This window comes from Enterobacter cloacae complex sp. FDA-CDC-AR_0132 (assembly GCF_003010695.1).
GTDB lineage: Bacteria > Pseudomonadota > Gammaproteobacteria > Enterobacterales > Enterobacteriaceae > Enterobacter > Enterobacter ludwigii.
Genome location: NZ_CP027618.1, coordinates 4,238,017 through 4,262,028, shown reverse-complemented (window position 1 = coordinate 4,262,028; position 24,012 = coordinate 4,238,017). Strand labels below are relative to the sequence as shown.

The following is a 24,012-nucleotide window of genomic DNA, read 5'->3' as shown; positions in this document are numbered from 1 at the left end:
CCATGACACCAGCGGAACATAGTCAGTATGACGCTCTGATTATCGAGGCGAGAAAAGGCAATACGGAACCAGCCTTGTCCTGGTTTTCAGGCCACCATCGGCTTGATGAGTCTCAGGTCGCCGACTGGATGCAAATCGCCCTGTGGGCCGGTAAAGATAATGAGGTTATCAACGTCTATTCACAATACAAACATCATACGTTACCGGCGAGGGCCTATTCAGCGCTGGCGATAGCCTATCGCAACAAGCAGGTAAGAGTGATCTCACTGGTGAGTAAAGCGCAGTAGGGAATATCCCGGTTCGGTACGACATCGACCGGGATAATCCACTTCAACAGACTGAGGTCGGTTAACTGAAGCATCTGAAAAGAGGGTGGCAAGCCTGACCGGTTTGCCCCTCGATGTTAAGCAGAGAATGGTGTAAATCGCTCTGCCGTTTCACGTCTTTTATTTATGCGGTATTAATGAACATGAATAACATTACGTTGGCTGAGAAAATGATCGTGCTGTCCGGTGCGCTGCTGTTTGCACTGATGATCGCGGTGAACTCCTTTTTTGTTAATGATAATCCAGGTTTCAGGGTACCCATGACAACCTATTTGATCGTCATGATTGCGCTATTTTTTCTGGATACCATTATCTCTATTTTTATCCAGATGCAGTATGCGTCTGACCGATCTCATTTATCCCTGTTAATCCTGAGCATGGCGTTTCTGAGCGGTCTCATCTATTTCATAGAAACGATTATCGTCATTCAGCTTCCTGAAGACGCAGGGTTAACCCATACGCTAAAAACTAACGATACGGCGGTATTTTATTTTTTCCGCCAGTTAAGTTTTATTTTTTTGCTGGGGCTTGCTGTATGGGTGGAGAAACACACGGCACGGCGACGGTTCACATTACGGAATAAGGTCTGGCTGGCGCTAATATCGTTAATCCCCCTGGTTATGTTCCCGGTGCTGGCCCATGCGTTGAGCAGCTACAATCCAACCTGGACATTAACGATAGCCGCGTATCGCCCCGATCAGTATCATCCTGTCTGGGATGTCCGCTACGTTAACGCTCTGATAGTGCTCTGGTCGGCCCTGGCCTGCTACATGACTTACGTGACACGCTTTTCATCTGGCGTCTGGAACAGCATCATCGTGGTGTGCCTTTCTGCGATCACCTATAACTTTTTCCTGCTCTTACTCGATACGTATAACCTGTCGCTCTGGTATATCAGCCGGGCGGTAGAAGTGTTCAGTAAACTATTTGTTATCTGTACCTTACTGTTACATGTCTTCAGCTTGCTGAGATTTTTTGGCGATCGGGTTAACCGCGATCCCCTTACGCAGATCTTCAACCGCAAGTATTTTTTTGAGGCACTTCAGCGGCTCCGCATGCTCAGAACAGAAAAGGGCACCAGCATTATGATGCTGGATATCGATAACTTTAAGACCATTAATGACACCTGGGGACATCCTGTGGGGGACCACGTCATTCTGGCGGTCGTGGATATTATTAAAGACAGTATTCGTGATAATGACGTCTTTGCCAGACTGGGAGGTGAAGAGTTTGGCCTGCTGTTGCCCGACACGGACAGGAGTATGGCCGTAGTCGTCGCAGAACGTATTCGCAAGAATGTTGAGCAACGCACCGGGCAGGGTAACCTGTACGCGGTGCCCCTGACGGTAACGTTAAGTATTGGCGTGTGCTCAGCCATTCAGGAAAACGTCAACAGTAGCGATATCATTCGTGATGTGGATGAAGCACTGTATGAGGCCAAGCACGGTGGTAAAAACAGAACCGTGTGCAGACAGGCCGCAGGGTCGGTCTGAACCGGCGTTGCGCGCCTCCCGCGGTGTGATTTACGCGCAAGAAAAAACGGGGTTATAACACAGGGATGTAAATATCAAAGTTAACGCGCTCATCGCTGCAGGCGTTAAAACGCATTAAATGAATGCCATCGCGCAACGTCAGGCGGTTCGTCACCATTGCCTTAACAAACGCAATTTTGTTATAGGCGCTATAACTCTCCCAGCTGCCTTCAAAGGACATTTTTGCATATTTCCCGGTAAGTAAAAGTGTGTCTTTCTTTGTTGTTTTAGTGCTGTCTAAACAATATGAAATTAAGACTTCTACCAGATAGGAACGGCTTTTACCCAGACGTTCTGGTCGGCGCGGCACTATGGCAAGCTGTTGGATCCGATCGCGATTCTCAAGCAGGAGTTTTTTGATTTTTTTAGTGACATCGTGCACCGCTGTATCAAAAAGATGATCGTGCTCTATAATCTCATGGGTATACGGAAAAATCTCATTGAGTTCACAGAGTGTTATTTTGGGTGTTTGAAGATCGTCTAATAAAAATGAGGGCTGAAGGATATCAAAATCCCACTCTTTTGCATTTCTGTATTCAGAAGGGGTGAGTCCCGTCATCTTTTTAAAGGCTCTTGAAAACCCCTGGCTGCTTTGGTAGTGAAATAAATAAGCAATGTCCGTAACGGGAAGCGACGTCATTCTGAGCATGATGGCCGCAAGGCTCAGCCTTCTCCTTAGGATGTACTCACCTAAAGAGAGGTGATATTTCTCTTTAAACCATGTTTCGATGGTTCTTCTGCTATACCCGGTATCTTTAACCAGTTGATCAATATGTAAAATAGAAAAATTATTTTCCTCTACCCAGGTGAGAATATATTTACTAATACTATCTTTCATTCGATATCTACAGCATGTGGCGTCATGACGTAATTAATAAATTGCCGGTGGGGTCTATGCCGAATACTTGCTTTATTGCGGTGGGATTCTGGCAATGACCTTAATTTCAAAATCAAAGCCCGCAAGCCAGTTTACCCCCACGGCCGTCCAGTTTGGATAAGGGGGGCGGGGAAACGCTAATTTTTTGGCTTCCATGATGGTTGAAAACTGATTTTCAGGATCGGTATGAAACGTCGTCACGTCGATCACATCATCAAACGTACATCCCGCGGCAGAAAGCGTAGCCTGGAGATTATCAAAAGCCAGTTGTACCTGAGCGCCGAAATCCGTTTCAGGTGTGCCGTCGCTGCGGCTTCCAACCTGGCCTGAGACAAATAACAGATCGCCAGAGCGAATGGCAGCAGAATAGCCATGTTCTTCATAGAGGGCATGACGATTAGCGGGAAATACAGGTTCACGTGGGTGCATGGCATTTCCTTTTCGATTGGGGGTATTGTTGAGATCACGCGGTCGTATTAACATACGCGGCGTATGTCAAAATCTAAACCACATACGCCACGTATGTCAAACGGAAAAACACAACGTAACCAAGGACGTCTTATGGCTGCAAAAAGCCGTGCCGAAACGGCCCAGGAAAATCGCGAAAAAATGATACAGGCAGGGCGCAAAGCTTTTGCCGAGAAAGGCTATGCCGCAGCCTCCATGGATGAGTTGACCGCAAGCGTGGGGTTAACACGTGGAGCGCTATACCATAATTTCACTGACAAGAAAGGCTTGCTGGCTGCGGTGGTCGCCCAGATAGACAGCGAAATGGCACGAAAGGCGAAGGAAATTGCCGCCAGCGCCGAGAATGACTGGGAACGACTGCTGGCGGAAGGCGTCGCTTACATCAAAATGGCGCTCGATCCGGAAGTGCAGCGTATTGTACTGCGTGATGGTCCGGCTGTTCTGGGTGACCCGGCCCACTGGCCCAGCCAGAATAGCTGCCTGGAATCTACCCGTCAGACCATAGAAAAAATGATTGAACGCAAGGTCCTGAAAGACATGGATGCAAACGTCGCTGCACAGCTGTTAAATGGCGCTGCGCTCAATGCTGCACTGTTGATAGCCGCCAGTGACGATCCACAGAAGACGTTGCCACATGCGATTGAGGTGTTTGTCCTGCTTGCAAGCGGGTTACGCCATCAGTGAAAGGAAAGGGTTAACGCGCGCGAGCTGCCATTTAACCCTTAAAGGAATGGGTGTGCCGGGGGCATTTTTGTCGGATAAGGGGCGTTAAAACGCCGCGAGGATTTCGCGTGTGGTGAGCGTTGTTAATCCGCCCCTTGCACCAACGCGCTAGCGGTCTTTTCTCCACGCGTCCGCGGTTAATGCTTCACCGAAATGGCCGGCGATCAATCGCTTAGTCAGTTCATGAAGCGGAGAGGCCATAACATCCGCGGTACTGCCACGTTCAACAACCTCACCCTGATGCATGACCATCACCTGGTCGCTGATGTGTTTCATCATCCCCAGATGTTGGGTCACGTAGATATACGAGATACCCTGTTTTTCCTGTAATTCGAGCATCAGGTTAATTAACTGTGACCGCATCGACATATCCAGCGAGGCGAGCGCTTCGTCGGCGATGATCACTTTCGGGCGCAATATCAGCGCACGCGCGAGCCCAAGACGCTGTTTCTGGCCGGGGGCGAGCATGTGCGGGTAATAGCTCTCGTGATCGGGCAGCAGCCCAACCATCCGCAGGGTTTCAAAAACGCGTTTGCGTCGCGCTTCTGGCTCGAGATCGGTATTCAGACGCAGCGGAAAATCGAGGATTTGCGAAATACGCTGACGCGGGTTGAGCGATGTCGACGGATCCTGGAAGATCATGCGGATACGCTGGCTGCGGAAAGAGTAATCGCCGAATTCCAGCGGATGGTCATCTATCAGCACTTCGCCGCCGGAGGGTTCGACCATGCCTGCCAGCATCTTCGCCAGCGTGGATTTACCGGAACCGTTCTCACCGATGATCGCCAGCGTCTGTTTTTCGCGCAGGGTAAAGCTTAGCGGCTTCACGGCTTCAACGGTCTGACGATGGAACAGTCCGGTACGGTAGCGAAAGGTCTTACTCAGGTTACGGACTTCCAGTAAGGTTTCGACCATTTCACTCTCTCTCCATGTTCAGCGGGAAATGACAGGCATATAGATGATTTTTAGCCCCTGTCAGACGTGGCGTCTCAATACATTTACGCTGCGCATACGGGCACCGCGGCCCCAGACGACAGCCAATCGGCAAGGACTCCAGCAGCGGGATAGCCCCGGGCAGGGTGTTCAGGCGACTCTTGTGCGGCATGGCGCTGCCAAAATCTGGAATGGCGCGGATCAGCGCCTGCGTATACGGATGATGCGGCGCGGTGATGAGGTCTTCACTCGGGGCGGTTTCGACCGTCTGCCCGCAGTACATCACATCAATCTTATCAGCCCATTTGCTGAGCATTTGCAGGTCGTGACTGATTAACAAAATGGTGGTGTTGTTGTTCTGGTTCAGACGCGTCAGCAGGCGGAAAATCTGCGCCTGCGTGGTCGGTTCCATCGCGTTGGTCGGTTCATCCGCAATCAGCAGACGCGGCTGATTGGCCAGCGCGATGGCAATCATCACTTTCTGACACTCACCGTCGGTCAGTTCGTACGGAAAACTGCGCATGGCATCTTTATGATCTTTGATCCCGACGCGGTGCAACAGCTCAATAGCACGACGCTTACGCCAGCCAAACCGTTGCCACCAGCGGCCTTTATAGGTCCATCCGGGAATGTTCTGCATCAGCTGTTTGCCCACGCGCTCGGACGGGTCAAGACAGGATTGCGGCTCCTGGAAAATCATTGATACGTTATGGCCGACCAGCTTGCGACGCTCGCGAGGAGAAAGGCGTTGCAGGTCGATATCATCAAAACGCATACGGTCAGCGGTGACGCGCCAGTTATCCTTCGCCACACCACAGATGGCTTTGGCGATCAGGCTTTTCCCTGAACCGGATTCACCCACCAGCCCGCGAATTTCACCCTCAGCAAGGGTGATACTGATGCGATCGACGGCTTTCACCCAGCCTTCACCGGTTTTGAACTCGATGGTCAGGTTGCGAATATCAAGAAGCGGCATTATTGCACCCCCGCATTAATTGCACGGCGAATACCATCGCCCAGCAGGTTGACAAGCAGCACACTCACCATAATGGCTGCGCCCGGTAACATGACTGTCCACGGCGCAACGTAGATAAGCTCGAGCGCGTCACCGAGCATCGCGCCCCATTCAGGCGACGGCAGCTGCGCGCCGAGATCGAGAAAACCGAGCGCCGCGATGTCCAGAATCGCCATCGACAGGGCGCGGGTGATCTCCGTGACCAGCCCGGCAGCGATGTTCGGCAGTACGGCAAACCAAAGGATGTTTAAGGTTGTTGCACCGTCCAGGCGAGCTGCGACGACATACTCTTTTTCCAGTTCGTCATGCACCATGCTGTATACCGAACGCACGATGCGAGGGAGGATCGCCAGCCAGACCGCGAACATGGCATGCGACAGGTGTGGCCCGACAAACGCCACCACAATAATGGCCAGCAGCAGGGACGGAATAGAGAGCAGGGTGTCGAGAATGTGGTTCAGTGCCGCCGAGCGCAGGCCATGCGTCGACCCGGCAAAGATGCCGAGCGCCAGACCGCAGATGGTGGCAGCAAACGTCACCACAAATGCACCGCCGACCGTCGGCGCCGCGCCGCTCAACAGGCGGCTCAATACGTCACGCCCGAGGTCGTCCGTACCGAGGAAGAAAGAGACCTCACCGTAGCGCGACCAGGATGGGGGCAGCAGCTGATAGCCAAGGAACTGCTGATCAATACCATAGGGCGCAAACCAGGAGCCAAAAACGCAGAGCAACACCAGCCCGGCGAAGCCATAAAGGCCAATCATTGCCGTGGTGTCACCATAGAATTTACGCCACACGGTACGCAGCGCACCGGGCGTGCGCTTTTCACTGTATACGTTATCGTAGGGCATACCATTCCTTATGCTTCAACGGGTTGGCCATAGCACCCAAAATATCGGAAATCACGTTAACAATAATCACCAGAGAGCCAATCACCATGACGCCCGCCGAAATGGCGGCGTAGTCCTGCTGGCGGATAGCGTTGATCAACCATCGTCCCAGCCCCGGCCAGCTGAAGACCATTTCGGTAATCATCGCCAGGGTGAGCATGGTGGAAAACTGGAGCCCCAGTCGCGGGATAACAGGTGGCAGGGCGTTATGCAGCACATTACGGCGCAAGATAGTCAGGCGCGATAAGCCGCGCGTGGCGGCCGCTTTGACATAGTTCTGATCGAACACCTCGATGGTGCTCAGGCGCATCAGGCGAATCACTTCGGTTGTCGGTGCCACCGCCAGCGTCAGTACCGGCAAGACCATATGGCGTACGGCGCTGACGATCATCTCATGTCGCCAGGCTGAATCAGACAGCCAGGCGTCAACGATAGCAAACCCGGTCACCGTTTTTACCGTATACAACAGGTCAAAACGGCCAGAAACCGGCAGCCAGCCCAGGTTGAGGGAGAAGAAAAGCGTCAGCAGCAGCGCCAGCCAGAAGATCGGGATCGAGAAGCCGAGCAGGGCGAGGGCGCTGATAAATTTATCCTGCCATTTGTTGCGATAAATCCCTGCCAGCATCCCTACCGGAATACCAACCATTAAGGCAAAACCGAACGCCAGAATGCACAGCTCCATTGTCGCCGGGAAAACCTCCTTCAGCTGCTCGGAGATGAGCTGCCCGTTGATGCTTGAAACACCGAAATCCCAGTGCAGCAGACCGTTAAACCAGAAGAGCCACGCATCCCACAGCGACGACCCCTGGAGCGGGGCGTGCGGGGTGAAATAGCTCAGGCTGAAACCAACAAAGGTCAGGAAAAAGAGCGTCACCAACAGCAGCAGAAGGCGGCGCAAGGTAAAAATGATCATGGTTTTTTCACCTCTTGTTCTTTTTCTCGAGACACGCCGGCGAAGGAGGCGTTGCCGAACGGACTCAACACCAGGCCTTTAATATCATAGCGATAGGCCTGCAGGCGCAGGGACGAGGCCAGCGGCAGCACGGGCAGCTCTTCGGCAAGGATCTTCTGCGCTTCATCATAGGCGTCTATGCGTGACGCCAGCTGTTGGGACGCCAGCGCTTTTTGCAGCACGCCGTCAAATTCCCGGTTGCACCAGTGGGCGTAGTTGGTCTGGGAGTTAATCGCCGCACAGCTCAGCAACGGACGGAAGAAGCTGTCCGGGTCATTACTGTCGGTCGCCCAGCCTGTCAGGGTTAAATCATGGTTCATGTCCATCAGGCGCGCCTCCTGGAAACGACCCTCAACCGGCACGATGATCACTTTCACCCCCACCTGCGCCATATCTGCCTGCAACAGCTCGGCGGTCTTCAGCGGGCTTGGGTTCCAGGCCTGAGAGCTGGTCGGTACCCAGAGTTGCAGCGTCAGGTTTTCTGCCCCCAGCGCTTTCAGCTGTTCACGCGCTTTTGCCGGGTTGTATTCCGTAATTTTAGCTTCACTGTCATAGGCCCACGAGGCTCGTGGCAAAATAGAGGCGGCGGTTTCTGCCGTACCGTAATAGATCGACTGCATCAGACGTTGGTTGTTGATGGCCAGCGCCAGCGCGTGGCGTACGGCAGGGTTGTTCAGCGGCGGCTTATCGGTATTAAACGCCAGATAGGCGATGTTCATGCCGGGGCGTAACGTCAGGCGCAAACGCGGATCGTCGCGCAAAATGGTGAGCTGACTGGCAGCAGGCCACGCCAGTACGTCGCACTCCCCGGTCAGCAGTTTTGATAAACGCCCCGTCCCGCCAGAGCCAAGATCGACCACTACCTGTGGCATCAGCGGCGTGCCGCGCCAGAAATGCGCATGGCGCTGCAGGCGGATATATTGTCCGGAGCGATATTCGGCCAGCTGGAACGGACCGGTACCGACTGGCTGACGGTCGATTAACTCCTGACGATCGATTTTGCTCAGGTTCGCGGCGTACTCAGCAGACATAACGGACGCATAGTGGGTGGCCAGGTGCCAGAGGAAAGAGGCATCCGGGCGCTTCAGCGAAAACTCCACCGTGCGGTTATCCAGCTTGCGAACGCTTTTAACGGTATCGGCAAACTGCAGGCTGTCGAAGTAGGGGAAGTTGCTGCCGTTAACGTTATGCCACGGGTGATTACGGTTAAAGATACGCTGGAACGTAAAGACCACATCATCTGCGTTCAGTTTGCGCGTTGGGGTAAACCAAGGCGTGTGCTGAAATGCGACATCATCGCGTAGGTGGAAACGGTAGGTCGCGCCGTTATCCAGGACTTCCCAGCTTTCGGCAAGCTCTGGCACCAGACGGTAGGTGTAGGGATCCACATCAAGCAGACGGTCATAGAGTTGCGCGGCAAGGGTATCCACAATCAGGCCGCTGCCCGCTTTTTGCGGGTTAAATGTATCAACCTGACCGCTTACGCAATAGACGAAGCCGCTGTCGCGAATATCAGGTTGCGTAGCGGGTTCGGGCGCAGCAAACGCCAGGCTGCTGAACAGACCAAGTGCAAAGAAGGACGATAAAACCAGACGCATAATTCTTAAGGTTTTTAGGTTCGATCTGCAAAGTGTATCGCACTTACGCCTGCTTCGTAAAAATGTCTGCGGGTAAGTGCTGATATTGTCAGCGCATTTGATGCTTTTTGAGCAATGCCCTTAATTGATGGTAGGTCAGACCCAGGAGTTCAGCCGCCCGTTTCTGGTTATATTTCGCCACCTTCAGGCTCTGCTCAAGCAGCTGTTGTTCCTGTTCATGCTGGAACTGCCGCAAATCCAGGGGAAGTGCAGGGGAAGCTCCGGACGCGGGCGGGGCGGAAGCTGGCTGCGGGCTACGCTGAAAAGGATCGAGAATAATGTTATCCAGCTCGGTCTCACTGCTGCCGTGGCGATAGACAGAACGCTCCACGACGTTTTTTAACTCACGGATATTTCCCGGCCAGTGGTAAGCGAGGAGTGTCTCCTTTGCATACTCGCTGAACCCCGGAAAAAGCGGCAGGCCGAGCTCGCGACACATCTGAATCGCAAACTGCTCTGCCAGCAGCATGATGTCGCTTCTTCGCTCGCGCAGCGGCGGGAGCTGAACGACGTCAAAGGCCAGCCGGTCGAGCAGGTCGGCACGGAATTTATCCTCTGCCACCATTTGCGGGAGGTTGGCATTGGTCGCGCACACCAGACGCACGTTGACCTGCAACGGCTGGCTACCGCCGACACGCTCCAGCTCGCCATACTCAATCACGCGCAGCAGCTTTTCCTGTACCAGCATGGGCGCGGTGGCCAGTTCATCAAGAAACAGCGTGCCGCCGTCGGCGCGTTCAAAACGACCCGGATGGCGTTTTTGGGCACCGGTAAAAGCACCGGCTTCATGACCGAAAAGCTCCGTGTCGAGCAGATTTTCATTCAACGCCGCGCAGTTAAGCGAAATGAAGGGGCCATCCCAGCGTCCGGATAAATAATGTAGACGGTTAGCAATCAGTTCCTTACCCGTGCCGCGCTCACCGATAATAAGCACTGGCTTGTTGAGCGGCGCGAGACGGGAGACCTGTTCGAGGACTTCCAGAAAACTGTTGGCTTCGCCGAGTAAATTGTCTTTGTATCCAGCCATGATGAAATTAACCACTCCTTAGTGATATTCACCAGGTGAGCATAGTGTGCCGATGCCTGGAAATCAACCACATCAAATAAAATCAACAAGATAAAAACTTGGCACGGTATTTGTATTAGCTATTTAGCAGGGCATCGCCCGATAACAGAACTATGAGGATCACATTATGGGTATTTTTTCTCGTTTCGCCGACATCGTGAACGCCAATATCAACTCACTGCTTGAGAAAGCGGAAGATCCGCAGAAGCTGGTGCGCCTGATGATTCAGGAAATGGAAGATACGCTGGTTGAAGTGCGTTCTACCTCCGCCCGTGCGCTGGCTGAGAAAAAACAGTTAACGCGCCGCATTGAGCAGGCGACCGCTCAGCTTAACGAATGGCAGGAAAAAGCAGAACTTGCGCTGCGTAAAGATAAAGAAGACCTGGCCCGCGCCGCGCTGATTGAAAAACAGAAGCTGGCAGACATGGTCGCGACGCTCGAGCATGAAGTCACACTGGTCGATGATACCCTTTCGCGTATGAAGAAAGAGATTGGTGAGCTTGAGAATAAACTGAACGAAACGCGTGCGCGTCAGCAGGCGCTGGCATTGCGCCACCAGGCGGCAAGCTCATCCCGCGATGTACGTCGCCAGCTGGATAGCGGTAAGCTGGATGAAGCAATGGCACGTTTTGAGTCGTTTGAACGCCGTATCGACCATATGGAAGCGGAAGCGGAAAGTCACAGCATTGGTAAACAAAAGTCACTGGATCAGCAGTTCGCTGACCTGAAAGCGGACGATGAAATCAGCGAGCAACTTGCTGCGCTGAAAGCCAAAATGAAGCAAGACAACCAATAATAATTTGTGCGGCACCTGAGCGTGCCGCCACGCATCGTAAGACAAGGAGTACACATGAGCGCGCTTTTTCTGGCTATTCCCCTGACCATTTTCGTGCTGTTTGTCCTGCCGATTTGGTTATGGCTGCACTACAGCAACCGTTCTTCACGTGGTGAACTTTCCCAGAGTGAACAACAGCGTCTCGTACAGCTGACCGAACAGGCGAATAAAATGCGCGAACGCATTCAGGCGCTGGAAGATATCCTCGATGCAGAACATCCAAACTGGAGGGACCGTTAATGGCCGGACTGAACCTGAACAAAAAATTGTGGCGCATTCCGCAGCATGGAATGGTACGCGGCGTCTGTGCCGGACTGGCCCATTATCTTGATGTCCCGGTCAAACTGGTTCGCGTGGTAACAGTGCTGTCGATCTTCTTCGGTCTGGCGTTTATCACCCTGGTGGCGTACATCGTGCTGTCGTTTGTACTCGACCCGATGCCGGAAGGTGAACTGGCCGCAGAAGGCGCACCGACCAGCAACGATCTTCTCAACGCGGTTGACGATCAACTCGCCGCTGGGGAGAAGCGGTTACGTGAGATGGAGCGCTATGTCACGTCTGACACCTTCACGCTGAGAAGCCGTTTTCGTCAGCTTTAAGAGAGAATATACATGAAGCAAAACTGGCAACAGGCCGGTCAGAAGGTAAAACCCGGCCTGAAAATCGCAGGTAAACTGGTCCTGCTGACGGCATTACGTTTCGGCCCGGCAGGTGTGGCGGGTTGGGCGATAAAATCTGTTGCCCGCAAGCCGGTAAGAATGTTGCTGGCTGTGGCGCTCGAACCTCTGCTGCAAAAAGTGGCAAAACGGCTTTCACGCCGCTACTTTCCCCAATAATTCCTGCGTACGTTAGCCTTTCTCGTTTTCGGGGCAGGCTAGCGATACTTCTTCGCTTTCCCTTTCTTTCTTTGCGGCAGCTCACAATACTGCGTTGAGCTGCTTTGCAATCGCCTTTTTCTGCGTCCCGGTCCGTTGACAGATATTTTTCATGGGAGTAGATTGCGCTCCGTGGGACCGCTACCATGGAAAATAAAATGCAGGCTAAAATTAAAGAAATCATTAATCTTGTTTACGGGGAATCATTTTCAGATACCCATTTTTCGGTGTTGCTGGAAAAGATTGATAACGCGATTTCTGTTATTACAGATAAGCGTAAGATGGGGTGGGATGAAAAAGATGTTGTCCTGATTACGTATGCCGATCAGTTTTCGGCAGAAGGGGAGAAAGCCCTGCCGGTTTTCACACGGTTTTATAATAAGTGGCTCTCTCACTCCTTTTCACATGTTCATCTTTTACCTTTTTATCCGTGGTCTTCTGACGACGGTTTTTCTGTTATTGATTACCACGACGTCGCACCAGAAACAGGAACGTGGCAGGACATCGCCGAATTAAAACAATCAGCCAGTTTGATGTTTGATTTCGTCTGCAATCACATGTCGGCGCAAAGTCAATGGTTCGCGAATTACCTTAAGCAAATGCCGGGGTATAACGATTTCTTCATTTCTGTTGACCCTGAAACGGATCTGTCGGCCGTCACGCGACCGCGTGCTTTGCCCCTCCTCACGCCGTTTACGCTTCACGATGGCAGCGTACGCCACCTGTGGACCACCTTCAGCAGCGACCAGGTCGATCTCAATTTTGCCTCTCCTCAGGTTCTGATTGCGATGGTAGACGTGCTGCTGCACTACCTGACTGAAGGGGCGCGCTACATTCGTCTGGATGCCGTTGGGTTTATGTGGAAGATACCCGGAACGAGCTGTATCCATCTGGAACAAACCCATCAGCTTATCCAGCTTTTCCGTGCCATTACCGAGGCTGTCGCGCCGGGTACGGTGATAATCACTGAGACCAATGTCCCGCATAAAGACAACGTTGCCTACTTTGGTGACGGCAACAATGAAGCGCAGATGGTGTATCAGTTCTCCTTGCCGCCGCTTGTGCTGCATGCGGTACACCGTCAGGATGTCCGGGCGCTGTGTCAGTGGGCGTCGTCGTTGACGCTTCCTTCCACGAAAACCACCTGGTTTAACTTTTTGGCCTCGCATGACGGGATTGGCCTCAATCCGTTACGCGGAATTTTACCCGAGTCTGAGATCCTCTCGCTGGTTGAGAAACTTCAGGCCGAGGGGGCGCTGGTCAACTGGAAAAACAATCCGGATGGAACGCGAAGCCCGTATGAAATCAATGTCACTTATCTTGATGCGTTAAGCACAAGTGACTGCGATGATAATCACCGTATTGCCCGGTTTATTCTGGCTCATGCTGTACTCCTGAGCTTCCCCGGCGTGCCTGCCGTCTATATTCAAAGTATTCTTGGCTCGCGTAATGATTATGAGGGCGTGGAGCGCCTGGGATATAACCGTGCGATTAACCGCAAAAAATACCTCGCCGGTGCAATTGACAGTGAGCTTGAGAACGAAAATAGCCTGCGGCAGAAAGTCTATTATAGATTGCGTGAATTAATCGCCCTGAGGCGTGCAGAAAAAGCATTCCACCCTGACAGTCAGGCTTTTTTTAGTACGGCAGGCGAGCATGTATTAAAAATAATGCGTATTGCGCAAAGTGGCGAAAAAGTTACCGCGTTATTTAATTTCAGCGATCGCGTTCAAACGCTTGAGTCGAATATTCCATCCGGCAGGGAATTGATCGCCGGGAAAGATATTACTGGTACGACTCTGACCCTTAATCCATGGCAGGTGTTGTGGATTAAAGAAAACTAAAAAAGGACCTTAAACATGAATATGCCCAAAATTGTGCTGATATCAGCACTGGTTTCGTGCGCCTTGTTGTCAGGCTGTAAGGATGACAAACCCTCTGCTGTCACCATTGAGTTTATGCACTCCTCAGTTGAACAGGAGCGTCAGGCGGTAATTACAAAACTGATTGAAAAATTCGAGAAAGAGAACCCGACGATTACGGTGAAACAGGTACCGGTAGAAGAGGATGCCTACAACACCAAAGTGATTACGTTGGCCCGCACCGGTGCGCTGCCCGAGGTCATTGAGGTCAGCCACGACTACGCAAAAGTCATGGATAAAGAGCAGCTGCTGGACCGGGATGCGATCAGCGCCGCCATCAAAGCGGTGGGCGAAAACACCTTCTATGACGGAATTTTACGTGTCGTTCGCACGGAAGACGGCTCAGCCTGGACGGGGGTGCCAATCAGCGCCTGGCTGTCCGGCGTCTGGTATCACAAAGATGTGCTTGCTGCGGCGGGTATTGAGGAGCCGCATAACTGGGAACAGTTGCTGAAAGCCAGCCAACGCCTCAGCGATCCGGCTAAAAAACGCTATGGCATAGCGCTACCCACGGCAGAAAGCGTGATGACCGAGCAGGCGTTTTCTCAGTTTGCGCTTTCCGGTGGCGCGAACGTTTTTGACGCCAACGGGAAAATCAACATCGATACCCCGGAAATGGTGAACGCGCTGGCGTTCTATAAAGCACTGGCCGCGACCACCATGCCGGGCTCGAACGATGTCATGGAGATTAAAGATGCCTTTATGAATGGTTCGGCGCCGATGGCGGTGTATTCCACCTATATCCTGCCGGCGGTCTATAAAGACGGCAACCCAGCCAACCTGGGCTTTGTCGTTCCGACTGAAACGTCTTCAGCGGTCTACGGCATGGTCACATCGCTGACGATCACCTCCGGTCAAACAGAAGATGAAACCCAGGCTGCACAGAAGTTTGTTACCTGGATGGAGCAGGCACAGAACGCGTCTGACTGGGTGATGATGTCCCCGGGTGCCGCGCTGCCGGTGAACAAACTGGTCGTCGGCACGGACTCCTGGAAAGACAACGAGGTCATTAAAGCGTTTGGTCAACTTCCCTATGAGCTTATCGCCCAGTTCCCGAATGTGCAGGTATTTGGCGCCGTGGGCGACAAAAACTTTACCCGCATGGGTGATGTAACGGGGTCCGGCATCATCAGTTCCATGGTGCATAACGTCACAGTGGGTCAACAAGATCTCACTGCAACGTTAAGCAACAGCCAAAAGCGACTGACTGACCTGATTTCACAACGATAGGAGCGCTCTGCGGAAGGAAATTATGAAGACGTTGTTTTCTGGTCGTTCAGATATGCCTTTCGCCATGCTGCTGTTGGCCCCCAGCCTGATTTTGCTGGGGGGCCTGGTGGCCTGGCCGATGATTTCCAATATTGAAATCAGCTTTTTACGTTTGCCGCTTAACCCGCGCATTAGCGCCGTGTTTGTCGGGCTGGATAACTATGTTCGTATCCTCAGCGATGGCGCATTCTGGCACTCCCTGTGGATGACGTTCTGGTACACCGCCCTGGTGGTGATGGGCAGCACGGCGCTGGGGCTGGCCGTTGCCCTCTTTTTTAACCGGGAATTTCGTCTGCGGAAAACGGCGCGTTCACTGGTGATTTTGTCCTACGTCACACCATCCATCTCGCTGGTGTTTGCATGGAAATACATGTTCAACAACGGCTACGGCATTGTGAACTATCTGGGTGTCGATCTGTTGCACCTGTATGACCAGGCGCCGCTGTGGTTCGACAACCCGGGCAGCAGTTTTGTGCTGGTGGTGCTGTTCGCCATCTGGCGTTACTTCCCCTACGCGTTTATCTCGTTCCTCGCGATATTGCAGACCATCGATAAATCGCTGTACGAAGCCGCGGAAATGGATGGGGCAAATGCCTGGCAGCGTTTTCGTATCGTCACGCTGCCCGCCATTATGCCGGTGCTGGCCACGGTGATTACACTGCGAACCATCTGGATGTTCTATATGTTCGCTGATGTTTATCTCCTGACCACCAAGGTCGATATTTTGGGCGTCTATCTCTACAAGACCGCATTTGCCTTCAATGACCTCGGGAAAGCCGCTGCCATCTCCGTGGTGCTGTTCGTGATCATCTTCGCCGTCATTCTGCTGACCAGAAAAAGGGTAAACCTCAATGGCAACAAATAAACGCGTACTGGGTCGTCTCGGTTTTTATCTGGGGCTGGCGGTGTTTCTGATCATCACGCTGTTCCCGTTCTTTGTGATGTTAATGACCTCGCTTAAGAGCGCGAAAGAGGCGATATCGCTCCATCCGACCATCCTGCCGCAGGCGTGGACGCTGCAGCATTACATCGACATCTTTAATCCGCTGATCTTCCCGTTTGTGGATTACTTCAGAAACAGCATGGTGGTCTCGCTGACCTCGTCGATGATTGCCGTTTTTCTCGGCACGCTGGGGGCTTACGCGTTATCCAAACTGCGTTTTAAAGGACGTACGACGATCAATGCGAGTTTTTACATCGTCTATATGTTCTCGGGGATTTTGCTGGTGGTGCCGCTGTTCAAAATCATCACCGCGCTGGGGATCTATGACACAGAGCTGGCGCTGATTATCACCATGGTGACCCAGACGCTGCCGACAGCCGTCTTTATGCTGCGCAGCTATTTCGACACCATTCCGGATGAAATAGAAGAAGCCGCGATGATGGACGGGCTTAACCGCCTGCAAATTATCTTCCGCATTACCGTTCCGCTGGCGATTTCCGGCCTCGTGTCGGTGTTCGTCTACTGCTTCATGGTGGCATGGAACGACTACCTGTTTGCATCCATTTTCCTGTCCAGCGCCAGCAATTTCACCTTGCCGGTTGGGCTGAACACCCTCTTTAGCACGCCAGATTATATCTGGGGTCGGATGATGGCGGCATCGCTGGTGACAGCGCTTCCGGTGGTCATCATGTACGCACTGTCTGAACGTTTTATCAAAAGTGGTTTGACCGCCGGTGGCGTTAAAGGCTGAGGCGGCCAGTTTTAAATAGGAGTCAGTCATGAAAAAGTTAGTTGCGACAGCGCCTCGTGTAGCGGCGCTGGTGGAATATGAAGATCGTCCTGTTGCCGTCCATGAAGTGAAAATTCGTGCGCGCTTCGGCGCGCCAAAACACGGCACCGAAGTGGTAGATTTCCGGGCGGCAAGTCCCTTCATTGATGAGGAGTTTAACGCGGAGTGGCAGATGTTTACCCCGCGTGAAGAGGGCGCGGCGCGGGGCATTGAGTTTGGTAAGTTCCAGCTGGGCAACATGATCGTTGGCGACATTATCGAATGCGGCGATGAAGTGACGGAATACCAGACGGGCGACCGTGTCTGCTGCTATGGGCCGCTGCAGGAGACGGTCATCGTGAATGCCGTTAATAACTACAAGCTGCGCAAAATGCCGCAAGGGTCTTCCTGGAAAAATGCCGTCTGTTATGACCCAGCGCAGTTCGCCATGAGCGGCGTGCGTGATGCTAACGTGCGGGTAGGGGATTTTGTCGTTGTGGTCGGACTGGGTGCCATTGGGCAGATTGCGATTCAGCTGGCGAAAAAAGCCGGTGCATCCATCGTCATCGGTGTCGACCCTATCGAACATCGCTGCGAAATTGCCCGCCGTCACGGGGCTGATTACTGCCTCAGTCCGTTTGGCACCGATGTCGGTCTGGAGATTAAAAAACTGACCGGAAAGCAGGGCGCTGACGTGATTATCGAAACCAGCGGTTTTGCCGATGCATTGCAGTCTGCGCTGCGCGGGCTCGCCTACGGTGGAACGATCTCCTACGTGGCTTTCGCGAAACCGTTCGCAGAAGGGTTCAATCTGGGGCGTGAAGCCCACTTCAATAACGCGAAAATCGTTTTCTCGCGCGCCTGCAGCGAACCCAACCCGGATTACCCGCGCTGGAGCCGCAAGCGTATTGAAGAGACCTGCTGGGAACTGCTGATGAACGGTTATCTGAACTGCGAAGATCTGATTGACCCGGTTGTCACCTTTACCACCAGCGCTGAGAGCTACATGAAGTATGTCGATCAGCATCCGGAACTGAGCATCAAGATGGGCGTCACTTTTTAAGCTAAGGAGAGCATCAATGAAAATCGCAACGCAAAATCAGGCTTTTTTCCCGACTTCTATTCTGGAGAAATTCCAGTACATCAAAGCGATGGGTTTTGATGGCTTTGAAATTGACGGCAAACTGCTGGTGGACAATCTCGATGAAGTGAAAGCCGCAATCACCGCCACGGGCCTGCCGGTGACCACCGCCTGCGGGGGATATGACGGCTGGATTGGTGACTTCATTGAAGAACGTCGTCTGAACGGATTAAAACAGATCGAACGCATCCTGGAAGCACTGGCTGAAGTGGGTGGAAAGGGGATTATTGTGCCCGCCGCCTGGGGAATGTTTACCTTCCGCTTGCCGCCGATGACCTCTCCACGCAGCCTGGCGGGTGACCGCGAAGCGGTGAGTGCTTCGCTGCGTTGTCTGGATGAGGTGGCGGCGCGTACCGGGACCACCGTTTACCTTGAGCCGCTCAACCGCTACCAGGATCACATGATCAACACGCTCGCGGATGCGCGTCGCTATATCGAAGAGAACGCGCTCAGGCATGTGCAGATCATCGGCGACTTTTACCACATGAATATCGAAGAAGATTCGCTAACAGAGGCGCTGCATCGCAACCGGGATCTGCTGGGTCATGTGCATATCGCCGATAACCATCGCTATCAACCTGGCAGCGGGACGCTGGATTTTGCCACGTTGTTCGGGCAGCTTCGTGCGGACAACTATCAGGGCTACGTGGTGTATGAGTGCCGTGTCCGCGCCGACGATCCGGCCCAGGCTTACCAGAATTCACTCACGTATCTGCGTGAATGCTAAGGATGACGAGCGTGATGAGTGCTTCAACACCTTCGCTTCTGCGCGTCGCCATTATTGGCGCCGGGCAGGTCGCGGACAAAGTGCATGCCTCGTATTACGCCACACGCAGTGATGTTCAAATGGTCGCTGTCATGGACAGCGGCCTTGAACAGGCACAGGCGTTTGCGGAACGTCATGCAATTCCTTCGGTCTGGCAGAATGCATCTGAAATGCTGCAGGCGGTAAAACCTGATGTGGTCAGCGTCTGCTCCCCAAACCGGTTCCATTTTGAACATGTCATGGCGGCACTGGAGGCCGGATGTCATGTGATGTGCGAAAAACCGCCTGCCATGACGCCGCAACAGGCTGACCAGATGCGCATGGCGGCCCGTAAAGCGGGAAAAGTGCTGGCGTATGATTTTCACCATCGGTTTGCGCTCGACACGCAGCTGTTACGTGACGCTGTCACAAATGGGGCGTTAGGTGAGATCTACTTTACGTCGGCCCAGGCGCTGCGTCGTTGCGGCGTGCCGGGCTGGGGCGTCTTTACGAACAAATCGCTACAGGGTGGCGGACCGCTGATCGATATCGGTATTCATATGCTGGATGCCGCGATGTATGTGCTGGGTTTCCCGGCGGTAAAAAGGGTGACCGCCCATAGCTTCCAGAAGCTGGGGAACCGTAAAAACAGTGGACAGTTTGGCGAGTGGGATCCCGCCCGGTTTACCGTTGAAGATGCTCTGTTTGGCACAATTGAATTCTGCAATGGCGGCGTTCTGCGCCTGGATACGTCGTTTGCGCTGAATATCCGTGAGCAGTCGATCATGAATGTTTCATTCTGTGGCGAAAAGGCGGGGGCCACGCTCTTCCCGGCACACATATACCACGATGAGGCGGGCGTTTTACAGACCCTCATGCAGCGTGATGAGGCAGACGACCAGCGTCACCTGCGCAGCATGGAGGCGTTTGTACGCCATGTGCTGGGAGAGCCGGTTATGATCGCAGATGCGGAACAGGGGCTGGTTATCCAGCAACTTGTTGCCGCGCTTTATGAATCGGCGGATACAGGGGAAAGCGTGACGTTATGCTGAATGTGTCTGTTTTAACCGAACCGGGCTTCTCTCCCCACAGTCTGAATAAATACGCCTCCATCATGGCTTGCGGCAATGGCTACATGGGCATTCGCGCGGCACACGAAGAGGATTACACCCAGCAAACCAGAGGCATGTATCTCGCCGGGCTCTATCATCGCGCAGGTCGCAATGAGACCACGGAGTTAATCAACCTGCCGGATATTACCGGTATTGAGGTTGAACTGGATGGTGTGAATTTTACCCTGCTTTCCGGGGCGCTTCTTGAGTGGCAGCGCGAGCTGGCGTTTGCCAATGGTGAACTGCGTCGCAGCGTGCTCTGGCGCTCGCCCGACGGGAAACGCTATCGCCTGGAGAGCCGTCGTTTCGTTTCTCTCGCTCAGTTGCCGTTAGTGGCAATGCAACTCGCCATCACTCCCCTTGATGGGCCCTCGCAGGTGGTGTTGAAAACCGGAATCGATGCGACGCAAACCAACAGCGGCAGGCAGCATCTGGATGAGATTTCAGTCCGGGTATTCGACCAGAACTGTATGCAGGGCGTGTATGAAACGCAGGACCGGGTTTCTGATGTCGTTATATCCGCGTTCTGCCGGCTTTCAGCGGGTAGCGAAAGCTGCTTTACCGCTAAAAATCGTCGCATCAGTGCGCATTACGCCCTGAACGTTTCGCAGGGTGACACTGTCACGCTTGAAAAGATCGTCTGGGTCGCCCACCGCAGTGACAAAGCCCTTTCGCAGGCGTCGTTTGCGCGTAACGCACTGGCCGAACTCAAGGTGTGCGCAGCGCGAGGCTACGCATCGTTGCTGGAGAGCTCTGCCTGCGCCTGGGAAGACGTCTGGCGAGATGCGCGGGTGGCGGTAACGTCTGCGGAACCGCAGGATCAGCTCGCGCTGGATTATACCGTCTGGCATCTGATCGCCATGACGCCTGCCGACAATGAGCGCTGCAGTATCGCCGCGAAAGGATTGACCGGCGAAGGGTATAAAGGCCACGTCTTCTGGGATACCGAAATTTTCCTGCTGCCTTTCCATCTCTTTACGCGTCCGCAGGTCGCCCGCAGTCTGCTGCGTTATCGCTGGCTCAACCTGGCCGGGGCTCGTGAAAAAGCGCGTCGCAACGGCTGGCCTGGCGCACTTTTCCCCTGGGAGAGCGCCGCGAGCGGTCAGGAGGAAACGCCGGAATATGCAGCAATCAACATCCGCACGGGCACGCGCCAGAAAGTGGCCTCTGCGCTGGCAGAACATCACATTGTGGCGGACATTGCCTGGGCTGTCGTGGCCTACTGGCAGGCGACACATGATGACGCTTTTATGCGTAACGAAGGGCTGACGCTACTGATAGAGACGGCAACGTTCTGGATGGGGCGGGCGACGGAAGTCAATGGTCGCCTAGAAATCCACGATGTGATCGGGCCGGATGAGTACACGGAGCACGTCAATAACAATGCCTACACCAACTATCTGGCCTGGCACAATGTCGCCTGTGCGCGCCAGTTTATGGCGATGTTCAATCGTGAAGATGCCGGCTTCATGGAGAATGCCAGCCGGTTTATGTCCCGTTTGTGGTTACCGCAAGCCAACGCAGAAGGGGTCCTTCCTCAGGATGACACCTTCATGGCGAAACCGGCAATCGATCTGAGCCGCTATAAGGCGAAAGCGGGTAAACAGACCATTCTGCTCGATTACTCCCGCGCGGAAGTGAACGAGATGCAGATTCTTAAACAGGCCGACGTGGTGATGCTCAACTACCTGCTGCCGGAACGGTTTACCCCACAGCAGTGTGCTGCCAACCTAGCGTACTACGAGCCGCGTACCATACACGACTCTTCGCTGAGCAAAGCGATTCATGGAATTGTTGCTGCCCGGTGTGGCGATACGGAAAGGGCCTACGCCTTCTGGCGCGAGGGTATCGCCATCGATCTGGGCGACGATCCGCACAGCTGCGATGACGGGATTCATGCTGCCGCCACCGGGGCTATCTGGTCCGGCGTTATTCAGGGATTTGCCGGCATGCAGATCGTCCAGGGGGAATTGCATCTTGCCCCGAAGCTGCCTGCCCACTGGCGAAAACTGGCTTTCCCGCTGCGATGGAGAAACGCGCGCATGCACTTCACGTTTGAAAATGATGTTTTAACGATTGAAACCACTGCACCGGTGACCTTAACGCTGTGGGGTAAAACCCTGTGCATAACGGATCGGCAGGTCTGTTCTTTCAGGGATTTTTTTACATCTATTTATGGGACCGCTACCACGGGAGCAAATCATGATGCCTGAGGCCGTTGTCTTTGATCTTGATGGTGTGATCACCGATACCGCGCATCTGCATTTTCTGGCCTGGCGTGCCGTGGCGCAGGAAATTGGCATCTCGTTCGACGTGGCGTTCAACGACGAGCTGAAAGGGATAAGCCGTATGGAATCGCTGCAGCGGATTCTGCGCCATGGCGGAAAAGAGGAGGAGTTTAACGACCAGCAGCGGCAGGCGCTCGCGGATAAAAAGAACGCGCGCTACGTCGGGTCTCTGGCGTCGTTGACGCAGGATTCTCTGCTTCCGGGCATCCGCGAGGTGCTGGCGGAAATTCGTGCGGCGAACGTCAAAATCGGGCTGGCCTCAGTGTCCCTTAACGCCCCCGGTATTTTGCAGGCGCTGGGCATTGAGAGGGCTTTTGATTTCTGCGCCGATGCCTCGCGCATTGCCCGCTCAAAACCGGACCCGGAGATCTTTCTTGCGGCCTGCGCCGGGCTGAACGTGCGCCCCGAGCAGGCTATCGGAATAGAAGATGCTGCAGCCGGCGTTGAGGCAATCAACGTGGCGGGAATGCTCTCGGTCGGGATTGGACCTGGCCTGAACCATGCGGGCTTACAACTTCATTCAACGCAGGAACTGACCTGGAAATGCCTGACGGATTTCTGGGCATCCCGAACGGTAATGATAAGGAATTAAAAAATGGCTCAACTGTCTCTGAAGCATATTCAGAAAATCTACGATAACCAGGTCCATGTGGTTAAGGATTTTAACCTCGAAATTGAGGACAAGGAGTTTATCGTCTTTGTGGGTCCCTCGGGGTGCGGTAAATCGACGACGCTTCGCATGATTGCCGGGCTTGAGGAGATCTCCGCCGGTGAGCTGGTGATTGACGGTGTCTGCATGAACGATGTGCCCGCCAAGTCCCGCGACATTGCGATGGTTTTCCAGAACTATGCGCTTTATCCGCATATGACGGTTTACGACAACATGGCGTTTGGCCTGAAGATGCAGAAAATTGCCCCCGTGGTCATTGAAGAGCGCGTGAACTGGGCGGCACAAATCCTGGGGTTGCGTGATTACCTCACGCGTAAACCTGGCGCATTGTCGGGTGGGCAACGTCAGCGCGTGGCGTTAGGACGGGCGATTGTGCGCGAAGCCGGCGTCTTTCTGATGGATGAACCGCTTTCTAACCTGGACGCCAAGCTGCGTGTGCAAATGCGCGCTGAAATCAGCAAGCTGCATCAGAAGCTCAACACCACAATGATTTACGTGACCCACGATCAGACGGAAGCGATGACGATGGCGACCCGCATTGTGATCCTCAAGGATGGCGTTATTCAGCAGGTGGGGGCACCTAAGCAGGTCTACAACGAACCGGCGAATATGTTTGTGGCGGGCTTCATCGGATCACCGGCAATGAATTTTATTCGGGGCGCGATAGACGATCGCTATTTCGTGACGGAAACGCTGCGTCTGGAGATACCTGAAGACACGCTGGCGGCGGTGAAGGCCGCCGGATATCAGCGTAAAGCCGTGGTCTTTGGGATCCGGCCGGAAGATATTCTGACGCTGCAAAACCGTGGGGATGATATTGCGGCAAAAGTCAGCGTGGCCGAACTGACCGGGGCTGAGTTCATGCTCTATGCCACCGTGGGCGGGCATGAGCTGGTCGTTCGTGCAGGAGCGGTAAATGATTATGCGGCGGGGGATAATATCGGCATCCAGTTCGATATGAATAAATGTCATTTCTTCGACGCTGATACTGAAGTGGCTATTAGATAAGAAAGGCGTTCGCCGG

Annotated in this window: 25 protein-coding genes; 17 read left to right on the top strand and 8 right to left on the bottom strand. The window is 53.6% G+C overall.

Annotation, left to right across the window (positions count from 1 at the left end; all coding sequences use genetic code 11):
- The first annotated feature begins 2 nt into the window (after positions 1 to 2).
- Both AM379_RS20610 and AM379_RS20605 read left to right on the top strand, forming a co-directional pair.
- A complete protein-coding gene (locus tag AM379_RS20610) occupies positions 3 to 287 on the top strand; it encodes a hypothetical protein (RefSeq protein WP_032678287.1) in 285 nt (94 codons plus the stop codon).
- A gap of 182 nt (positions 288 to 469) precedes the next feature.
- Positions 470 to 1,819, top strand: coding sequence for a sensor domain-containing diguanylate cyclase (locus tag AM379_RS20605; RefSeq protein WP_106504374.1), 1,350 nt, complete (start codon positions 470 to 472; stop codon positions 1,817 to 1,819).
- Between the two features lie 52 nt (positions 1,820 to 1,871).
- On the opposite strand, the gene AM379_RS20600 is transcribed toward AM379_RS20605, so the two are convergent.
- Positions 1,872 to 2,696, bottom strand: a complete 825-nt coding sequence (locus AM379_RS20600) for a helix-turn-helix domain-containing protein (protein WP_032678286.1) — start codon at positions 2,694 to 2,696, stop codon at positions 1,872 to 1,874.
- Between the two features lie 72 nt (positions 2,697 to 2,768).
- Positions 2,769 to 3,164 (bottom strand): RidA family protein, encoded by a 396-nt coding sequence (locus AM379_RS20595; protein ID WP_020882451.1) that lies wholly within the window; start codon positions 3,162 to 3,164, stop codon positions 2,769 to 2,771.
- A 132-nt stretch (positions 3,165 to 3,296) separates the two neighbouring features.
- Here AM379_RS20595 and AM379_RS20590 point away from each other — a divergent pair, with 132 nt between their 5' ends.
- Positions 3,297 to 3,887: a TetR/AcrR family transcriptional regulator gene (locus tag AM379_RS20590; protein WP_032678285.1), complete on the top strand. Its 591-nt coding sequence runs from the start codon at positions 3,297 to 3,299 to the stop codon at positions 3,885 to 3,887.
- A gap of 147 nt (positions 3,888 to 4,034) precedes the next feature.
- Here AM379_RS20590 and sapF read toward each other — a convergent pair whose 3' ends face one another.
- From sapF to pspF, 6 genes are all read right to left on the bottom strand, one after another.
- A complete protein-coding gene (gene sapF, locus AM379_RS20585) occupies positions 4,035 to 4,841 on the bottom strand; it encodes a putrescine export ABC transporter ATP-binding protein SapF (protein ID WP_014170351.1) in 807 nt (268 codons plus the stop codon).
- Position 4,842: 1 nt separating this feature from the next.
- Positions 4,843 to 5,835 (bottom strand): putrescine export ABC transporter ATP-binding protein SapD, encoded by a 993-nt coding sequence (gene sapD, locus AM379_RS20580; protein ID WP_014170350.1) that lies wholly within the window; start codon positions 5,833 to 5,835, stop codon positions 4,843 to 4,845.
- The gene (sapC, locus tag AM379_RS20575) at positions 5,835 to 6,725 is read right to left on the bottom strand and encodes a putrescine export ABC transporter permease SapC (protein WP_014170349.1); all 891 of its coding nucleotides are present in this window, start codon (positions 6,723 to 6,725) and stop codon (positions 5,835 to 5,837) included. Before sapC ends, sapD begins: the two co-directional genes overlap by 1 nt.
- Positions 6,712 to 7,677, bottom strand: coding sequence for a putrescine export ABC transporter permease SapB (gene sapB, locus AM379_RS20570; protein WP_014170348.1), 966 nt, complete (start codon positions 7,675 to 7,677; stop codon positions 6,712 to 6,714). The genes sapC and sapB overlap by 14 nt, the downstream gene beginning before the upstream one ends.
- Positions 7,674 to 9,314, bottom strand: coding sequence for an ABC transporter substrate-binding protein SapA (gene sapA, locus AM379_RS20565; RefSeq protein WP_020882454.1), 1,641 nt, complete (start codon positions 9,312 to 9,314; stop codon positions 7,674 to 7,676). Before sapA ends, sapB begins: the two co-directional genes overlap by 4 nt.
- Positions 9,315 to 9,402: 88 nt before the next feature.
- Positions 9,403 to 10,380 carry a phage shock protein operon transcriptional activator gene (pspF, locus tag AM379_RS20560; RefSeq protein ID WP_032678284.1) on the bottom strand — a complete coding sequence of 326 codons (978 nt, stop codon included), beginning with the start codon at positions 10,378 to 10,380 and terminating at the stop codon, positions 9,403 to 9,405.
- Positions 10,381 to 10,546: 166 nt separating this feature from the next.
- On the opposite strand from pspF, the gene pspA reads away from it, so the two are divergent.
- The 14 genes from pspA to AM379_RS20490 all read left to right on the top strand — a co-directional run bounded on the left by pspA (position 10,547) and on the right by AM379_RS20490 (position 23,996).
- Positions 10,547 to 11,215: a phage shock protein PspA gene (pspA, locus tag AM379_RS20555; protein WP_014170345.1), complete on the top strand. Its 669-nt coding sequence runs from the start codon at positions 10,547 to 10,549 to the stop codon at positions 11,213 to 11,215.
- 54 nt (positions 11,216 to 11,269) lie between these two features.
- On the top strand, positions 11,270 to 11,494 hold the full coding sequence (gene pspB / locus AM379_RS20550) for an envelope stress response membrane protein PspB (protein WP_025204011.1): 225 nt from the start codon (positions 11,270 to 11,272) through the stop codon (positions 11,492 to 11,494).
- On the top strand, positions 11,494 to 11,853 hold the full coding sequence (gene pspC, locus AM379_RS20545; RefSeq protein WP_025204012.1) for an envelope stress response membrane protein PspC: 360 nt from the start codon (positions 11,494 to 11,496) through the stop codon (positions 11,851 to 11,853). The genes pspB and pspC overlap by 1 nt, the downstream gene beginning before the upstream one ends.
- A gap of 12 nt (positions 11,854 to 11,865) precedes the next feature.
- A complete protein-coding gene (gene pspD / locus AM379_RS20540) occupies positions 11,866 to 12,090 on the top strand; it encodes a phage shock protein PspD (protein ID WP_014170342.1) in 225 nt (74 codons plus the stop codon).
- A 185-nt stretch (positions 12,091 to 12,275) separates the two neighbouring features.
- Positions 12,276 to 13,973 carry a sugar phosphorylase gene (locus AM379_RS20535; protein WP_106504173.1) on the top strand — a complete coding sequence of 566 codons (1,698 nt, stop codon included), beginning with the start codon at positions 12,276 to 12,278 and terminating at the stop codon, positions 13,971 to 13,973.
- A 15-nt stretch (positions 13,974 to 13,988) separates the two neighbouring features.
- Positions 13,989 to 15,281: an ABC transporter substrate-binding protein gene (locus tag AM379_RS20530; protein ID WP_106504172.1), complete on the top strand. Its 1,293-nt coding sequence runs from the start codon at positions 13,989 to 13,991 to the stop codon at positions 15,279 to 15,281.
- Positions 15,282 to 15,303: 22 nt separating this feature from the next.
- Positions 15,304 to 16,185: a carbohydrate ABC transporter permease gene (locus tag AM379_RS20525; protein WP_025204014.1), complete on the top strand. Its 882-nt coding sequence runs from the start codon at positions 15,304 to 15,306 to the stop codon at positions 16,183 to 16,185.
- Positions 16,172 to 17,014: a carbohydrate ABC transporter permease gene (locus AM379_RS20520; RefSeq protein WP_032678280.1), complete on the top strand. Its 843-nt coding sequence runs from the start codon at positions 16,172 to 16,174 to the stop codon at positions 17,012 to 17,014. Before AM379_RS20525 ends, AM379_RS20520 begins: the two co-directional genes overlap by 14 nt.
- Before the next feature lie 28 nt (positions 17,015 to 17,042).
- On the top strand, positions 17,043 to 18,095 hold the full coding sequence (locus tag AM379_RS20515; protein WP_106504171.1) for a zinc-dependent alcohol dehydrogenase: 1,053 nt from the start codon (positions 17,043 to 17,045) through the stop codon (positions 18,093 to 18,095).
- Positions 18,096 to 18,111: 16 nt separating this feature from the next.
- Positions 18,112 to 18,900 carry a sugar phosphate isomerase/epimerase family protein gene (locus tag AM379_RS20510; protein WP_032678278.1) on the top strand — a complete coding sequence of 263 codons (789 nt, stop codon included), beginning with the start codon at positions 18,112 to 18,114 and terminating at the stop codon, positions 18,898 to 18,900.
- 11 nt (positions 18,901 to 18,911) lie between these two features.
- On the top strand, positions 18,912 to 19,970 hold the full coding sequence (locus tag AM379_RS20505) for a Gfo/Idh/MocA family protein (protein WP_106504373.1): 1,059 nt from the start codon (positions 18,912 to 18,914) through the stop codon (positions 19,968 to 19,970).
- Entirely contained in the window at positions 19,964 to 22,243 is a 2,280-nt protein-coding gene (locus tag AM379_RS20500) for a glycoside hydrolase family 65 protein (protein ID WP_032678276.1), read from the top strand. The genes AM379_RS20505 and AM379_RS20500 overlap by 7 nt, the downstream gene beginning before the upstream one ends.
- Positions 22,233 to 22,910 (top strand): beta-phosphoglucomutase, encoded by a 678-nt coding sequence (gene pgmB / locus AM379_RS20495; RefSeq protein WP_106504170.1) that lies wholly within the window; start codon positions 22,233 to 22,235, stop codon positions 22,908 to 22,910. The genes AM379_RS20500 and pgmB overlap by 11 nt, the downstream gene beginning before the upstream one ends.
- 3 nt (positions 22,911 to 22,913) lie before the next feature.
- Entirely contained in the window at positions 22,914 to 23,996 is a 1,083-nt protein-coding gene (locus AM379_RS20490) for an ABC transporter ATP-binding protein (RefSeq protein WP_106504169.1), read from the top strand.
- Positions 23,997 to 24,012 lie beyond the last annotated feature (16 nt).

Bases quoted from the DNA above. Each gene is read 5' to 3' on its own strand.
- AM379_RS20610 (WP_032678287.1), top strand. From the start codon at position 3: ATGACACCAGCGGAACATAGTCAGTATGACGCTCTGATTATCGAGGCG.
- AM379_RS20605 (WP_106504374.1), top strand. From the start codon at position 470: ATGAATAACATTACGTTGGCTGAGAAAATGATCGTGCTGTCCGGTGCG.
- AM379_RS20600 (WP_032678286.1), bottom strand. From the start codon at position 2,696: ATGAAAGATAGTATTAGTAAATATATTCTCACCTGGGTAGAGGAAAAT.
- AM379_RS20595 (WP_020882451.1), bottom strand. From the start codon at position 3,164: ATGCACCCACGTGAACCTGTATTTCCCGCTAATCGTCATGCCCTCTAT.
- AM379_RS20590 (WP_032678285.1), top strand. From the start codon at position 3,297: ATGGCTGCAAAAAGCCGTGCCGAAACGGCCCAGGAAAATCGCGAAAAA.
- sapF (WP_014170351.1), bottom strand. From the start codon at position 4,841: ATGGTCGAAACCTTACTGGAAGTCCGTAACCTGAGTAAGACCTTTCGC.
- sapD (WP_014170350.1), bottom strand. From the start codon at position 5,835: ATGCCGCTTCTTGATATTCGCAACCTGACCATCGAGTTCAAAACCGGT.
- sapC (WP_014170349.1), bottom strand. From the start codon at position 6,725: ATGCCCTACGATAACGTATACAGTGAAAAGCGCACGCCCGGTGCGCTG.
- sapB (WP_014170348.1), bottom strand. From the start codon at position 7,677: ATGATCATTTTTACCTTGCGCCGCCTTCTGCTGCTGTTGGTGACGCTC.
- sapA (WP_020882454.1), bottom strand. From the start codon at position 9,314: ATGCGTCTGGTTTTATCGTCCTTCTTTGCACTTGGTCTGTTCAGCAGC.
- pspF (WP_032678284.1), bottom strand. From the start codon at position 10,380: ATGGCTGGATACAAAGACAATTTACTCGGCGAAGCCAACAGTTTTCTG.
- pspA (WP_014170345.1), top strand. From the start codon at position 10,547: ATGGGTATTTTTTCTCGTTTCGCCGACATCGTGAACGCCAATATCAAC.
- pspB (WP_025204011.1), top strand. From the start codon at position 11,270: ATGAGCGCGCTTTTTCTGGCTATTCCCCTGACCATTTTCGTGCTGTTT.
- pspC (WP_025204012.1), top strand. From the start codon at position 11,494: ATGGCCGGACTGAACCTGAACAAAAAATTGTGGCGCATTCCGCAGCAT.
- pspD (WP_014170342.1), top strand. From the start codon at position 11,866: ATGAAGCAAAACTGGCAACAGGCCGGTCAGAAGGTAAAACCCGGCCTG.
- AM379_RS20535 (WP_106504173.1), top strand. From the start codon at position 12,276: ATGGAAAATAAAATGCAGGCTAAAATTAAAGAAATCATTAATCTTGTT.
- AM379_RS20530 (WP_106504172.1), top strand. From the start codon at position 13,989: ATGAATATGCCCAAAATTGTGCTGATATCAGCACTGGTTTCGTGCGCC.
- AM379_RS20525 (WP_025204014.1), top strand. From the start codon at position 15,304: ATGAAGACGTTGTTTTCTGGTCGTTCAGATATGCCTTTCGCCATGCTG.
- AM379_RS20520 (WP_032678280.1), top strand. From the start codon at position 16,172: ATGGCAACAAATAAACGCGTACTGGGTCGTCTCGGTTTTTATCTGGGG.
- AM379_RS20515 (WP_106504171.1), top strand. From the start codon at position 17,043: ATGAAAAAGTTAGTTGCGACAGCGCCTCGTGTAGCGGCGCTGGTGGAA.
- AM379_RS20510 (WP_032678278.1), top strand. From the start codon at position 18,112: ATGAAAATCGCAACGCAAAATCAGGCTTTTTTCCCGACTTCTATTCTG.
- AM379_RS20500 (WP_032678276.1), top strand. From the start codon at position 19,964: ATGCTGAATGTGTCTGTTTTAACCGAACCGGGCTTCTCTCCCCACAGT.
- pgmB (WP_106504170.1), top strand. From the start codon at position 22,233: ATGATGCCTGAGGCCGTTGTCTTTGATCTTGATGGTGTGATCACCGAT.
- AM379_RS20490 (WP_106504169.1), top strand. From the start codon at position 22,914: ATGGCTCAACTGTCTCTGAAGCATATTCAGAAAATCTACGATAACCAG.